Raw genomic sequence first — 13,722 nt, forward strand, 5'->3', positions numbered from 1 at the left:
GGATAAAATCTAGTTATGACGGCCTACGACTGGATATTTCCCAGATGAGCATCGACAAGATCGACCGCGCGCTTCTCGACATCCTTCAGCGCGAGGGGCGCATAGCGAACTACGATCTCGCCCAGCGGGTCGGTCTGTCCTCCACCGCCACAAGCGATCGCCTGAAGCGCCTCACCCGCGATGGCTACATCACGGGATACGGCGCGCGGCTGGCGCCGGAGCGGCTGGGTCTCGGAATGCTGGTCTTCGTCGAGGTGCTTCTCGACAAGACAACCCCCGACGTGTTCGACGAGTTCGCGAAGGCCGCGCGGCGCGCGCCGGAAGTGCTGGAATGCTACATGGTGGCGGGCGGTTTCGACTATCTGATCAAGAGCCGCGTCGCCGACATAGAAGCCTACCGCAACTTCCTGGGCTCGGTGCTTTTGTCGTTCCCGGGGGTGCGCGAAACCCGAACCTACGCCGTGATGGAGGAGGTGAAACGGGACGGGCCCCTTCCGCTTCGCTGATCAGGCCTCCGACGCGGCCGTGTTCTGAACCTGCCGGTAGCGGCTCGGCGCAACGCCGAAATGGCTGCGAAACTCGCGGGAAAAGTGCGCGGCATCCGAGAACCCGCAATCCAGCGCGATCTGGGTGATGGTGCTGACCCGGTTGTCGATCATCCAGCGCCCGTAGTTCAGCCGCATGATGCGGTGCAGCCTCATCGGCGACATGCCTGTTTCGGCCGTGAAGGTCCGCTCCAGCTGCCGGGGGCTGACGCCGACATAGCGGGCCAGCGCCGGGAGCGTCGGCGGATGGTCGAGCTGCTGCTCCATGAAGTGCATGGCCTTGCGCACGCGTGGATCGGCGACCTTCTCCATGTCGTGCCGGAAGTGCGCCTGCGGAAGACTGGGCGCCCGGATGCCGGCCAGCATCATGTGGCGCACCGCCTGCTGCGCACGGTCCCGGCCGCAATGGCGCGAGATAAGATAGAGGCCGAGATCGATGGCGGCCGTCGAGCCTGCGCAGGTGATGAGGTCGCCTTCATCGACGAACAGCCGATCGACGCTGGTGCGCACTCCGGGGAACTGCGCCTCGAACGCGTTTCGCACGTTCCAGTGAACGCAGACCGTGCGTCCGTCCGCGAGACCGGCTCGCGCAATGGCAAAGGTGCCGGTGCAGATGCCGAGCAGGCGAACGCCGGATGCGTGGGCACGCACAAGATATTCCGAGAGGAGAGGCGACGGCTTCTCGTCGAGATAGTCGTTGCCGCCACATACGGCGATGTAGTCGAACTCGGTCTGCGGCTGCAGGTCCGCGCTGCCAGAGATCTGGACGCCGCAACTGGCCATGCGCACGCCCGCCCCGGGCGTCATGATGCGCCAGGTTGCATGTATCTGCCGGCTTTGGCCGCCATCATCCGCAGCCAGCCGAAGAGCATCGATCAGCCCGGCAAACGCCGCCAGCGTGAACTTGTCCAGCAGGACGAACCCCACGCGCAGCGGCGGTTTCGATGGGTCCGCCATACGCCTGTGCCTTCTATGCCGTCTTCAGTTTGTCGCTTTTCTTCAAGTTCCTGGCAACCTGCTTCAAGCCTTCTTTCTGTGCGACTGCAACGATTGCACATCGGACAGGCAGTGGAGGGACGAACCCATGAACTATGTGAAGGCCATGATGAGCGCCTCCGTGGCTGCTCTTCTCCTCAATGCTCCTGGCGCACTAGCGCAGCAGCCGGAATCCATCACCGTCGCCTGGTATGGCGGCAATTGGGGCGAGGCCTTCCAGGCCTGCGTCGCAACTCCGTTCACCGAGAAGACGGGCATCAAGGTCGTGCCGGAGATCGGCACCTCGACCACGACCTTGTCCAAGCTGCAGCAGCAGAGCGCGGCGCCCACCATCGACGTGGCGTATCTCGACGGCGGCATCAGCGAACTGGCCGATAAAGCCGGGGTGCTTGCCGCCATCGACCTCGCCAAGCTGCCGAACTCGGCCAACCTCTCGAAGGCCGCAGCCTATCGCAATGGCGACAAAGTGTACGCTGTCAGCGGCGGTTATTATTCGCTCGGCCTCACCTACAACACCAAGGAAATCACCGAGGCGCCGACCTCCTGGGAAGCGTTGTGGGACAAGGACCATGCCGGCGCGGTGACCATCCCCTCGCCCAGCAATTCCGGCGGCGTGCCCTTCGTCTTCTTCGTCAACCAGATGCTCGGCGGCACCTCCGCCGACCTGTCGCCTGCGTTCAAGAAGCTGAAGGAGCTCGATGCCGGCCTGTACTTCGACTCCTCGGGTGCTGCCAGCAACGCTTTCCAGAGCGGTGAAGTGGCCATAGGCGCCCACTTCAATGTCGGCGCATGGGCGCTCGCCGATGCCGGCGCGCCCATCGGGTTTGTCGTTCCCAAGGAAGGCGTGTGGGCGACCGATGCGCGCCTGCACATGGTCAACGGCAGCAAGAAGGCCGATGCCGCGGCCCAGTTCGTGGACACAGCGCTCAGTGCGGACTCCGCGCTCTGCCTCGCCAAGCGGCTCTATCTCGGCCCGGCCGTCACGAATGTGGAGCTGACGCCCGAAATCAGCCGCAAGCTTCCCTGGGGCGAGAAGGGCTCCGTCAGCGACCTCAAGCTGTTCGACTGGAACGAGGTCAACGCCAAGCGGGCGCAGATCACGGAAACCTGGAACCGCGAAATCGCGCGCTGACGGCAAAGAGGATGAGTCTTCTCACCATAGACGGCGTGTCGAAGAGCTTTGGCCACCACAAGGCTCTTCACGAAGTGTCGCTGACGATCGAGCCGGGGGAGTTCGTATCCCTGCTCGGTCCCAGCGGCTGCGGGAAGACCACTCTCCTCCGCCTGATTGCGGGGTTCATGGAGGCGGATACGGGCGCCATCCACATGGAAGGGCAGGACCTCACGGGCTTGCCGCCGCACCGGCGGCCCTTGAACACCGTGTTCCAGAACTATGCGCTGTTTCCGCATCTCAGCGTGCTGGACAATGTCGCCTACGGTCCGCGCCGTGGCGGTGCCTCGAAGCAGGACGCCGCCGACCGCGCTCGCGAGGCGCTCCTCCTTGTCGGGCTTGCTGATCTCGAAGACCGCTATCCACGTGAAATGTCGGGCGGACAGCAGCAGCGCGTGGCGCTCGCACGCGCCGTGGTCAACCGGCCGAAGCTGCTTCTTCTCGACGAGCCGCTGAGCGCTCTCGACCTCAAGCTTCGCAAGCGCATGCAGATCGAGCTCAAGCAGCTTCAGGAAAAGCTGGGCTGCGCCTTCGTCTTCGTCACACACGATCAGGAAGAGGCGATGACGATGTCGGACCGCATTGCGGTCCTGCACGCGGGGCGCATCGAGCAGGTCGGCAACGGCGCGGAGATCTATCGCCGCCCCCGCACGCGCTTCGTCGCCGAATTCATCGGCGACGCCAATCTCGTGCCCGTCGGCCTGGATGATGCGGGCCGAACGCGGATTCTCAGCGGCGGCAGCCGGGCCATGATCGGCACCGCCGTGCTTCGTCCGGAACATCTGGTGCTGACGCCGCTGCGTGCGCATCCGCCGGTGGGCGACGTGCTGTTCCTCGACGGTCGGGTCGAGAACGTCACCAGCGTTGGCGGCGTCACCAACATCTATGTCCACGCGGAAGGCCACGACCTCGTGGCGCGGAGGCTCGGCCTCGCCGGGAGCGATGTGGCCGTCGGCATGCCGGCCACGCTGGAGGTTCGCTGGAACGATCTCCACGTACTCGCGGACGGCGTGGCATGACACCCTCGCGGACGGCGCTCCTCGGCCTGATCGGGCTTCCGCTGGCGTTCTTCGCCGCCTTCTTCCTGATCCCGCTGATCGTCGTCTTCGTGGCAAGTGTAACGACCACCGAGGGCGCCGGCACCTTAGCGAACTACAGCCGCATCCTGTTCGACGCCTATCACTGGGAGGTCACGCTCGTGACCTTCCGTCTCGGCGTCCTGACCACCGCGATCTGCCTTGCCATCGGCTATCCGCTCGCCTGGTACCTCGTGCGCGTGGTGCGTTGGCGGGCGTGGCGGCGCATCTGCGTCATCCTGCTGGTGGTGCCGCTGTTCACCAGCAATATCGTGCGCTCGTTCGGGTGGATGGTGCTTCTCGGGCGCACCGGCCTCGTCAACGACACCCTGCGCGATGTGGGGCTGATCGACCGCCCGATCCGTTTCCTCGGCACCGAGACGGGCATCCTCATCGGCCTCGTCTACATCCTGCTGCCGTTCATCGTGCTGACCATCGGCAACGCGCTTGCGAAGGTGGACCGCACGGTGGAGCAGGCATCCGCCGATCTGGGTGCCAGCCCGGCATCCACCTTTTGGAACGTGACGTTTCCGCTCAGCATCCCGGGCGTCGTCTCGGGCGGCATCATGGTCTTCGCGCTGTCGGTCAGCGCCTATGTCACCCCGGCGCTGCTGTCGGGCGGTCGCGTCACGGTGCTGCCCATGCTGGTCTTCCAGCAATACAGCAGCGTGTTCGACTTTCATTACGGCGGCGCGCTGGCCATCACCCTGCTCGTCTTCACGCTGGTGCTGATCGCCGCGGCCTCGCTGGTCTCTCGTCTGGGGGCGCGCTGATCATGGCCGTTCGCATCGCCATTCGCTTCATCTCCTTCGCGGCCCTGCTTTACCTGCTGCTGCCCCTGGTCGTGCTCGTCGGTGCATCCCTGACCACGACGGAGTTCCTGGCCTTCCCGCCGCAGGGCCTCACGCTGCGCTGGTACCGGGTCGTCGTCGAGAACCCGACCTACGCGCACTCGTTCCTCGTCAGCACCCTGCTTGCGCTGGCGGCCACGGCCTTGGGTGTGGTTCTCGCCGTGCCCGCGGCGCTCGCCATCGCGCGCTGCAATTTTCCGGGCAAGGCCGCCTTCTCGCAGCTCCTGCTGTCGCCGCTGGTTCTTCCGCATCTCGTGCTCGGCGCGGCCTTGCTCCAGTTCGGCTCGTCCATCGGGCTGATGCGCAGCTTCGAGGCCCTGCTGGTCGGCCACACCGTGATCGTCACGCCCTTCGTGCTGCGCACGGTGCTTCCGCTGCTGACGCGCGAGCAACTGGCGCTGGAGGAGGCCTCGCGCGATCTCGGCGCCGGCCCGGTCACGACCTTCTTCCTGGTGACGCTGCCTCAGATCCGGCCCGGCATCGTCGCGGGCGCGATCTTCGCCTTCATCACCTCGTTCATCAATGTCGAGCTCTCGATCTTCAACACGACGGCCGCGCTGAACACGATCCCGGTCCAGCTTTTCAACTACGTCCAGTACTCCGTCGACCCGTCCATCGCGGCGGTGTCGGCCACCACCATCCTCGCCGCCGTCCTCGCCATCGTCGTGCTCGATCTCACGATCGGCCTCGACGTGCTGGCCGAGCGGGACTGAGCCCCTTCCCGATCCCTCCCTGGAGCACATCATGCGCAGCATCGACGCATTCGACGTCATCTACACCCACACCGAGGGCGAGCCGCTCTGCATCATCCACAGCGGCATCCCCTACCCCGCCGGATCGAGCATCCTGGAGAAGCGGCAGTTCCTGGAGCAGAACTATGACTGGCTGCGCAAGGCGCTGATGCGCGAGCCGCGCGGCCATGGCGACATGTTCGGCGTGTTTCTGACGCCGCCGTCGAGTTCCGACTACGACGCCGGGCTCATCTACATCGACGGCACCGAATATTCCCATATGTGCGGCCATGGCACGATCGCGGTCTCGATGGCGATGGTGGCGCATGGCCTCGTCAAGCGCGGCGAAGGTGGCACCACCCGCATCCGCTTCGAGACCACCGCCGGCCTCGTCGTCTCCGAAGTCGCCTCCGAAGGTGACGAGGTGCTGTGGACGCGCTTCGAGAACGTGCCGGCCTATGTGGCCGAGCAGGACGTCGCCATCGAACTGCCGGGCTACGGCCCGCTGAAGGCCGACCTTGCCTGGGGCGGCAACTATTTCGGCATCATCGACCTGCGCGGCTCGGGGCTCCGCATCTCCCCGGAGAACGGCAGCGAGCTCTCGCGCATGGGCATCATCGCCCGTGACCAGCTGCGCCAGAAGCTGCATGTGCAGCACCCCACCGAGGGGCACATCAACAACCTCAACTTCATCACCTTCTGGCACGAGCCGACCATCGAGGGCGCGTTCTACAAGAACGTCCACGTCTTCAGCGCGGGCCAGCTCGACCGCTCGCCCGGCGGCACCGGCACCAGCGCCATGATGGCCATGTTCGAAGCCCGCGGTGAGCTCAGCCTCAACCAGCCCATCAAGTCCGAAGGCTTACTGGGCAGCGGCACCTTCGAAGGTTGCCTGATCGGCGAAACCAGGCTTGGGAATGTCCGCGCCGTGCGACCGACCGTGAAGGGAACCGCCGGCTTCCTCGGCACCGCACGCTGGACGATCGATCGCAACGATCCTGTCGGAGCGGGCTTCATCGTCCTCTGAACAGAAAGGCAGGTGGGCCCAGCCCGGCCTACCTGCCTTTTCCAAACTTACCCTCAGCTAACGCTCCGGCGGCATCGCAGCGGCCCGCGACGAAACCACGCTTTTCCTGATGACGGCATGTACACCCCAATTGCCATCCGCCACCTGCGTGACACCGAAATCAACGGCGACCGACATGAGGGAAACAGCTTCGTCTTCCTCGAGATCGAAGCACTCCATGAGGAACTTCCGCGCGGTTCGAAAAGCGGTCTTCATCGCTCTGTCGAGCGATGACTTCTTGAAAACCTCCGATTGCGCGTTTCGCCCGAGCTCCCGAAGATAATTCGGATAGCTGAAACCATGGACGATCCATTCGTCCGGCGTTTCCAGAAGCGGGCTGGACAGGCCGTTGAGGTAGGCCTTCCCCGTCTCGTTCCGCTTATGGAGGACCAGTCTGATATCACCCGTCAGCGAGCATTCGAGCGCGGTGCCGCTGATCTCTCCGTCCCCTTGGGCAAGATGGGGATCGCCGATCGAGAGCAGGGCTCCGGGCACCGCGACCGGCAGGTACAGGGAGCTGCCCTTACCCGCCCGCCAATTATCGATGTTACCGCCGAAATAGCCGGGCGGCACCGTGTCCACGATGTCGACCTCGCGGGGCGCGACGGCAATGAACCCGAAATGAGGGCGTATCGGAACGCGAAGCCCTTCCATGAAGCCAGTCCGCTCCTGGATTGTTGCGCGGTCGATCGGAACGCCGGGATAGTCGATCGTCTCGTGGACGACGCCGAAAGGGTCGGTCTGCGGCGCCCAGCGATAGCTGTAAACGGCTTCCGCGAAGCCGGAGGAGCCGTTGGCCTCCGTGCGGAAGATCGTCACGATCTCGCGGTTGCGCGGGCCGTCCAGCATATCGTCGTAATGGTACCCCCAGGCACCGGCCACATTGCTGCCGAAGGCGTAGCCCGCAAACTCCGGATTGGCGCAGGGCCGCGGCCGGATGTCGAGGATCTGCACCTCCAGCACATCGCCGGGCTCCGCGCCATGGACGTAGATCGGCCCGGTGCAGATATGGACACCGAAGCCCTCGCCGGCGCCTCGCCCGAAGATCGTCGCGTTCATCGGCCCTGCGCCGCGCCTGTCCACCGCCTTGTAGTCGGGCGTCCATGCGAAGACGCTTTCCGCGCCGGCATCGCCCGAGATCATGCGCGCCTCGTCGTCATAGGCGTGCTGGGTCAGGGTCTCGACGGTGATCTCGGCGTTCGGCCGCACCCGCAAGACCGGCGGTATCGAGCGGCTGAGGTAACCCCAGTGAACCGTGTCCCGCGACACGGCGATATGATGACGCTCCGGCGTGCTGGTCGGCGCAGGCGCCGGCCTCGACGGGACCACAAGCGATGGTTCCTCGATCAGCGGAACAGCCGGCTTTGTTCCCGGCCGTGTGCCGGTGTGCAGCGGCCGGCCGCGCGTCCACCGGGTCGTGCTCAGTTCGGGAGCCGATTTACGAAAATCGCGCGGTGAGGTTCCGTAAGCCGCGCTGAACACCCGACTGAAATGAGCCTGATCGGGAAAGCCCCAGCGAAACGCGATCTCCGCAATGCTGCGGTCGGCATGCTGCGGATTGACCAGTTCGAGCCGGCAGTGCTCCAGACGGCGGTGGCGGACATGTTCCGAGAACGAGCGGTCGTGGCCCTCGAACAGGCGCTGGATGTAGCGCGGCGAGAGCCCTTCCTCCTTGGCGATGCAAGCGATCGACAGGTCCGGATCGCGCAGCCGTGCTTCGACGATTGCGCAGACACGGGCGAAGTGCCCGGCCTGCACCTGGGTGGCGCTGTCCTCGTCCGGCCGCGCTTCGGCAAGCATCGAGGACACGACAAGTTCTGTGACCGCGATTTCGCCGGCGATGAGATCGCCATCTTCAGCCATGGCAAACTGGCTGGCGAGCACGCGCATGACCGGCCGTGCGGCGGCGGCGGCGACCGTCTCCCCGAGCACGGTGCCGGAGACGACCGGCGCGCGACCCATGCGGCCCGCCATTCGCTCGCGCGGCAGCTGGAGAAGCAGGAGCTCGAAGTCGTTGCGGAACTGGAGCGACCACGGGGTCTGCGCATCGCAGACCCACAGATCGCCGTCGGCGAACTCGCTGACCCGCCGGCCGCCATCGCCGATATGACCACGCCCGTACTGAACGAAGCCGATGAGGATGGAGGTATCCTTACGCCCCGGAAGGCCGGCGAAGTCCTGCGCCGTCGAACGCAGCAGGGTCGCCTTCGTACCCGTTGGCAGAGAACGCGTGGCGATCTCGCCGAAATCGAAGCCCGTCTCGTCGCGGTGCCGGCCGATGATCGACAGGGAGCGCAGGGTTTCCTGCCATGCCCCTTCCTGCTTGCCCTTGGGAAAAGCGCTGATGGAGATAGGATCGAAGGGGCGGTTCATAGGGCGGCATCCGGACTGCTGCCCTGGGCCGCTGCAGGGCTCGTGCCATCTTGACGAACCGCGCACAATAACTTGCCTGAACCTGCTGACGTCCCGCTGGTGCTTCCCTCTAACGTGCTGTGTCTCTTAACGAATTCGCAAATTTTGGCGGTCCCGAGGACAGGCAGCCGCGCTGTGATGCCGATTGCGGACAGCAGTGTTGCCTGCGAGATTTGCCGCACATCGATGAGGCAGCGTCGCCTCGCCGGGCATCAACATCAATCCTGTGCACATTCGCTGTGCGCCACCCGAACCGCTGTCCGCCCGGACGGCGCGGTCGAACACATCATGCCGCCGCCGGACGGTTGCGGAGCGAGAGAGGTCGAGATGGATCGCCGTAATTTCCTCATCGGAGGCGTCGCCGGCACTGCGGCGCTCGCCGCGCCGGCCGTGGCCAGCGCCCAGCAGACCTTCAACTGGAAGATGACCAATTCCTACGGTCCGGGCTCGCCGTTCTATGTGACCGGCCCGGGAAGTCCGACGCACTTCTGCGAACTGGTGAAGACCATGTCCGGCGGGCGCCTGAACATCCAGCACTTCGCGGCAGGCGAGTTGATCCCCGCCTTCGAGGGCTTCGACGCCGTCTCCGCCGGCACGGTCGAGATGAACGCCTCGAACTCGTATTTCTGGGCCGGCAAGGTGCCGGCGGCGCAGTTCTTCACCACCGTTCCGTTTGGCCTCAACTTCCAGGGCCATACCGCCTGGATCTATCACGGCGGCGGCCTCGCTTTGTGGGAGGAGCTCTACACGCCCTTCAATCTGGTGCCGATGCCGCTGGGCAATACGGGCGTGCAGATGACGGGCTGGTTCCGCAAGCCGATCGAGAAGGTCGAGGACTTCAAGGGCCTCAAGATGCGCATTCCCGGCCTTGCCGGTAAGGTCTACGCCAAGCTCGGCGTGGACGTGAAGCTTCTGCCCGGCGGCGAGATCTTCCCGGCGCTGGAGCGCGGCGTCATCGACGCAGCGGAATTCGTCGGCCCGTTCCAGGACCGTCGCCTCGGCCTGCAGAAGGCCGCCAAATACTATTACACGACCGGCTGGCACGAGCCGAACAACGTCACCGAGTTGATCGTGAACAAGGCCGCCTGGGACAGCCTTCCGGCGGATCTGAAGGAGATCGTGCGCAGCGCCGCCGCAGCCTGCGTCGTCACCAGCCACACCTGGTGCGAAGCCACGAACTCCGACGCTCTGGACGAACTGGTCGCCAAGGAAGGCGTAACCGCCGGCCCGCTGCCCGGCCCGGTGGTGGACAAGCTGCGGGAGGTCACCAACCAGACGCTGACCGACCTCGCCAATAGCAATCCCAAGATCAAGAAGGTCTACGACTCGTTCACCGCCTTCAAGGCGAAGCACGACAAGTGGGCCGGCGTCTCCGAAGCCGTCTATCAAGACCAGATCCGCGTCTGACGCCGTGGTCGAGACGCTGGAGAAATGGGCGCGCGGTCTCGACCTGATCGTCGAGGCCGTGGGCCGGGCCGCGGCCTGGACCGGCTTCGCCCTTGTGGTGGTGATGGCCGCGAATGTGCTGCTCCGCTACCTGTTCAACACGGGTTCGGTGGCGATGCAGGAGCTGGAATGGCACCTGATGTCGCCGCTCACGCTGCTGTGCATCGCCTACACGATCAAGCACGAGGGCCATGTCCAGGTCGACATCGTCTTCAGCCGCCTGCCGCCCGTCGTTCAGCACGCCGTCAACCTGTTCTCGGCGGTCGCGATCCTCATCATCTCGCTGATCATCATCAAGATCTCGATCCCCTATGTGATGCAGTCCTGGCGCATCGGCGAGGGCTCTCCGGATCCCGGCGGCCTGCCCTACCGCTTCATCCTCAAGGCGCTCATCCCGGCCGGCTTCGTGCTTCTGGCGCTGCAAAGCCTCGCCTGGGTGCTGCGCACACTCCAACCCTTTCTAGGCGGCTCCGACAGAGCCGGCAGCCCGGTGAGCATCAATGCCGTGGAATGAAGTTCTCGCGCTCGCCTGCATCGGGTCGTTCTTCGTCCTGCTGTTCCTGGGCGTTCCTGTTGCGCTGACCCTTGCGATCTCCGGCTTCTTCTTCGGGTGGCTCGGCTTCGGCACCACCCTGTTCAACCTGCTGCCCGCACGCATCTACGGCGTCACGGCGAACTACACGCTGATTGCGATTCCGCTGTTCGTCTTCATGGGCGTAATGCTCGAGAAGTCGCGCATGGCGGATGAGCTGATGGAGGTCATCGGCCACATCTCCGGCAATCTGCGCGGCGGCATGGGCCTCGGCATCATCTTCGTCGGCATGCTGATGGGCGCCACAACCGGCATCGTCGGCGCGACCATCGTCACCCTCGGCCTCCTGACGCTGCCGACATTGCTGCGGCGCGGCTATGACAAGAGCCTTGCCTGCGGCACCATCTGCGCGTCCGGCACGCTCGGGCAGCTGATTCCGCCGAGCACCATCCTCATCCTGCTCGCGGACATCCTTGGCGAGTCCGTCGGCACCCTGTTCGCGGCGGCCATCCTTCCCGGGCTGCTGCTGACCGGCATCCTCGCCGCCTACATGCTCATCGTGGGCATGATCTGGCCGGATAAAGTGCCCCCGATTCCGCTCGAGGAACGGCGTGCCCTGCCAACCCGCGTCCTCTTGATGAAGGTGCTCAAGGTGGGCCTGCCGCCCATCGCGCTCATCATCGCGGTGCTGGGCTCCATCATCGGCGGCATTGCCGCGCCGACGGAGGCCGCCAGCATGGGGGCGCTCGGCTCGATCCTCGTGGCCGCCGTGGCCGGGCGCCTGAGCTGGCGGACGCTTGTGGAGACCGTGCACTCGACCGCCCGCATCACAGCCATGATGTTCTTCATCCTGATCTGCTCGCAGGTGTTCGCGCTCTCCTTCCGCGGGCTGGGCGGGGAACGGCTGGTGCACGACGCCTTCAGCATGGTGCCGGGCGGTACCACGGGCGTGATGATCTTCATGCTCGCCATCATCTTCGTGCTGGGCTTCTTCATCGAGTGGATCGAGATTAGCTACATCGTGGTTCCGATGTTCCTGCCCCTGATGCAGGCCGGCGGCATCGACCTGGTGTGGGCGGCGGCGCTGATCGCCACCGTGCTGCAGACCTCGTTCCTGACGCCGCCCTTCGGCTGGGCGCTCTTCTACCTGCGCGGCGTGGCGCCGCCCGAAGTCACCACGCTCGACATCTACAAGGGCGTGGTGCCCTTCATCGGACTTCAACTGATCGCGCTGACCCTGGTGTTCGCCTTCCCCGGCCTGGCCACCTGGCTTCCCGAAGCCATCGGCTGGTAGACCGCGGATGCTGAACACGGTTCGTGCGCGGCGGGGCATGGTGACCTCGCCGCATCATCTGGCGAGCGAAACAGGCCTGCGCGTGCTGCGCGAGGGCGGCAATGCCATCGAGGCCATGGTGGCGATGGCGGCGACCGTGGCCGTGGTCTACCCGCACATGAACGGCATCGGCGGGGACGGCTTCTGGCTCATCGCCGTCCCCGGCGAGGAGCCCGTCGCGATCGAAGCCTGCGGAAAGGCCGCTGCGCTTGCGGATGCCGGTTTTTACCGCGAGCGCGGCCTTGCCAGCGTTCCGACACGCGGGCCGCTGGCGGCGAACACCGTGGCGGCGACGGTCTCCGGATGGGAGGAGGCGCTGCGGCTCTCTTCCGCCCATGGCGGCACGCTGCCGCTGCCACGCCTGCTGGAAGATGCCATCTGGCATGCCGCGCACGGCGTTCCGGTCACCGCGAGCCAAAACGCTCTCAGCGCCGCCAAGCTGCACGAACTGCGCGACGTCCCGGGCTTCGCCGACGCATTCCTGCCCGGTGGCCGGGTGCCCGACGCGGGCAACACGCTTCGTGCGCCGGCGCTCGCCGAGACGCTGCGGCGGCTCGGCCGCGATGGCATCCAGGACTTCTACAGTGGCGCTCTCGCCCGCGACATCGCCGCCGATCTTGAGGCGACAGGTTCTCCCGTGCGCGGCGAGGACCTCGCGCGCCATCAGGCCCGCTGCCGGACACCCTTGTCCATGCGCTTGCCCGGCGCGACGCTGTACAATTTTCCCCCGCCCACGCAGGGGCTTTCGTCCCTGATGATCCTCGGCATCTTCGACAGGCTGGGTGTGGAGAGCGCCGATGGCTTCGACCATGTTCACGGGCTGGTGGAAGCGACCAAGCGCGCCTTCCTCGTTCGCGACCGGGTCATCGGAGATCCCGATGCCATGCGCGACATGCCGCAATCCTTCCTCGCCGACGAGGTGCTGGAAAGGCTCGCTGAAGGGGTCGACAAATCCCAGGCCATGCCCTGGCCGGCGCCGCCGTCCGCCGGGGATACGGTGTGGCTGGGTGCGATCGACGGCAACGGCCTCTGCGTCAGCTTCATCCAGAGCATCTTCTTCGAGTTCGGCTCCGGCGTCGTGCTGCCGCAAACCGGCATCCTGTGGCAGAACCGGGGCGCCGGCTTCGTCCTGAACGACGAAAACAGCCCGCGAGCCCTGAAGCCCGGCCGCCGCCCCTTCCACACGCTCAACCCGGCCTTCGCGCGCTTCGATGACGGGCGCGACATGGTCTACGGAACCATGGGCGGCGAAGGCCAGCCGCAAACTCAAGCCGCGGTCTTCAGCCGCTATGCGATGTTCGGCCAGGACCTCCAGGCCGCCGTCACCGCGCCGCGCTGGCTGCTCGGCCGGACATGGGGTGAGGATAGCGTCACCCTGAAGCTGGAAAGCCGCTTTCCGGACGCCCTGATCTCATCGCTCCGCGACGCAGGACACGATGTCGAGGTCGTTGAGCCCTTCACCTCCACCATGGGTCATGCGGGCGCCATCGTCAGGCACGGAAATGGGCTACTGGAAGGCGCAGGCGACCCGCGCAGCGATGGCACCGCCTACGCGTTCTAGAC

At 65.5% G+C, this 13,722-nt stretch carries 12 protein-coding genes; 10 read left to right on the forward strand and 2 right to left on the reverse strand.

Annotation, left to right across the window (positions count from 1 at the left end; all coding sequences use genetic code 11):
- The first annotated feature begins 44 nt into the window (after positions 1–44).
- A complete protein-coding gene (locus SCD90_RS09225) occupies positions 45–506 on the forward strand; it encodes an Lrp/AsnC ligand binding domain-containing protein (protein ID WP_319844366.1) in 462 nt (153 codons plus the stop codon).
- Here SCD90_RS09225 and SCD90_RS09230 read toward each other — a convergent pair whose 3' ends face one another.
- Entirely contained in the window at positions 507–1,502 is a 996-nt protein-coding gene (locus SCD90_RS09230; protein WP_319844367.1) for a GlxA family transcriptional regulator, read from the reverse strand.
- A gap of 127 nt (positions 1,503–1,629) precedes the next feature.
- On the opposite strand from SCD90_RS09230, the gene SCD90_RS09235 reads away from it, so the two are divergent.
- From SCD90_RS09235 to SCD90_RS09255, 5 genes are read left to right on the forward strand one after another with little or no spacing between them, the layout of a single operon-like run.
- Entirely contained in the window at positions 1,630–2,673 is a 1,044-nt protein-coding gene (locus SCD90_RS09235; RefSeq protein WP_319844368.1) for an ABC transporter substrate-binding protein, read from the forward strand.
- A gap of 11 nt (positions 2,674–2,684) precedes the next feature.
- A complete protein-coding gene (locus SCD90_RS09240) occupies positions 2,685–3,731 on the forward strand; it encodes an ABC transporter ATP-binding protein (protein WP_319844369.1) in 1,047 nt (348 codons plus the stop codon).
- Positions 3,728–4,561, forward strand: a complete 834-nt coding sequence (locus SCD90_RS09245) for an ABC transporter permease (RefSeq protein WP_319844370.1) — start codon at positions 3,728–3,730, stop codon at positions 4,559–4,561. The genes SCD90_RS09240 and SCD90_RS09245 overlap by 4 nt, the downstream gene beginning before the upstream one ends.
- 2 nt (positions 4,562–4,563) lie before the next feature.
- Positions 4,564–5,352, forward strand: coding sequence for an ABC transporter permease (locus SCD90_RS09250; protein ID WP_319844371.1), 789 nt, complete (start codon positions 4,564–4,566; stop codon positions 5,350–5,352).
- Between the two features lie 31 nt (positions 5,353–5,383).
- Positions 5,384–6,397, forward strand: coding sequence for a proline racemase family protein (locus SCD90_RS09255; RefSeq protein ID WP_319844372.1), 1,014 nt, complete (start codon positions 5,384–5,386; stop codon positions 6,395–6,397).
- 57 nt (positions 6,398–6,454) lie between these two features.
- On the opposite strand, the gene SCD90_RS09260 is transcribed toward SCD90_RS09255, so the two are convergent.
- On the reverse strand, positions 6,455–8,809 hold the full coding sequence (locus SCD90_RS09260; RefSeq protein ID WP_319844373.1) for an acetamidase/formamidase family protein: 2,355 nt from the start codon (positions 8,807–8,809) through the stop codon (positions 6,455–6,457).
- A 366-nt stretch (positions 8,810–9,175) separates the two neighbouring features.
- On the opposite strand from SCD90_RS09260, the gene SCD90_RS09265 reads away from it, so the two are divergent.
- From SCD90_RS09265 to SCD90_RS09280, 4 genes are read left to right on the forward strand one after another with little or no spacing between them, the layout of a single operon-like run.
- Positions 9,176–10,255 carry a TRAP transporter substrate-binding protein gene (locus tag SCD90_RS09265; RefSeq protein WP_319844374.1) on the forward strand — a complete coding sequence of 360 codons (1,080 nt, stop codon included), beginning with the start codon at positions 9,176–9,178 and terminating at the stop codon, positions 10,253–10,255.
- 4 nt (positions 10,256–10,259) lie between these two features.
- Positions 10,260–10,808: a TRAP transporter small permease subunit gene (locus SCD90_RS09270; RefSeq protein ID WP_319844375.1), complete on the forward strand. Its 549-nt coding sequence runs from the start codon at positions 10,260–10,262 to the stop codon at positions 10,806–10,808.
- Positions 10,795–12,120, forward strand: coding sequence for a TRAP transporter large permease (locus SCD90_RS09275; protein WP_319844376.1), 1,326 nt, complete (start codon positions 10,795–10,797; stop codon positions 12,118–12,120). The genes SCD90_RS09270 and SCD90_RS09275 overlap by 14 nt, the downstream gene beginning before the upstream one ends.
- Before the next feature lie 7 nt (positions 12,121–12,127).
- Positions 12,128–13,720 (forward strand): gamma-glutamyltransferase family protein, encoded by a 1,593-nt coding sequence (locus SCD90_RS09280; protein ID WP_319844377.1) that lies wholly within the window; start codon positions 12,128–12,130, stop codon positions 13,718–13,720.
- Positions 13,721–13,722: the final 2 nt, after the last annotated feature.

The sequence above is a fragment of the Terrihabitans rhizophilus genome, from assembly GCF_033898525.1.
In the GTDB taxonomy this organism is placed as follows: Bacteria; Pseudomonadota; Alphaproteobacteria; order Rhizobiales; family Methylopilaceae; genus Flaviflagellibacter; species Flaviflagellibacter rhizophilus.

Excerpts from the sequence above, each read along its gene's own strand:
- SCD90_RS09225 (WP_319844366.1), top strand. The coding sequence starts at position 45 with ATGAGCATCGACAAGATCGACCGCGCGCTTCTCGACATCCTTCAGCGC.
- SCD90_RS09265 (WP_319844374.1), top strand. The coding sequence starts at position 9,176 with ATGGATCGCCGTAATTTCCTCATCGGAGGCGTCGCCGGCACTGCGGCG.
- SCD90_RS09240 (WP_319844369.1), top strand. The coding sequence starts at position 2,685 with ATGAGTCTTCTCACCATAGACGGCGTGTCGAAGAGCTTTGGCCACCAC.
- SCD90_RS09230 (WP_319844367.1), bottom strand. The coding sequence starts at position 1,502 with ATGGCGGACCCATCGAAACCGCCGCTGCGCGTGGGGTTCGTCCTGCTG.
- SCD90_RS09250 (WP_319844371.1), top strand. The coding sequence starts at position 4,564 with ATGGCCGTTCGCATCGCCATTCGCTTCATCTCCTTCGCGGCCCTGCTT.
- SCD90_RS09245 (WP_319844370.1), top strand. The coding sequence starts at position 3,728 with ATGACACCCTCGCGGACGGCGCTCCTCGGCCTGATCGGGCTTCCGCTG.
- SCD90_RS09235 (WP_319844368.1), top strand. The coding sequence starts at position 1,630 with ATGAACTATGTGAAGGCCATGATGAGCGCCTCCGTGGCTGCTCTTCTC.
- SCD90_RS09280 (WP_319844377.1), top strand. The coding sequence starts at position 12,128 with ATGCTGAACACGGTTCGTGCGCGGCGGGGCATGGTGACCTCGCCGCAT.
- SCD90_RS09255 (WP_319844372.1), top strand. The coding sequence starts at position 5,384 with ATGCGCAGCATCGACGCATTCGACGTCATCTACACCCACACCGAGGGC.
- SCD90_RS09275 (WP_319844376.1), top strand. The coding sequence starts at position 10,795 with ATGCCGTGGAATGAAGTTCTCGCGCTCGCCTGCATCGGGTCGTTCTTC.
- SCD90_RS09260 (WP_319844373.1), bottom strand. The coding sequence starts at position 8,809 with ATGAACCGCCCCTTCGATCCTATCTCCATCAGCGCTTTTCCCAAGGGC.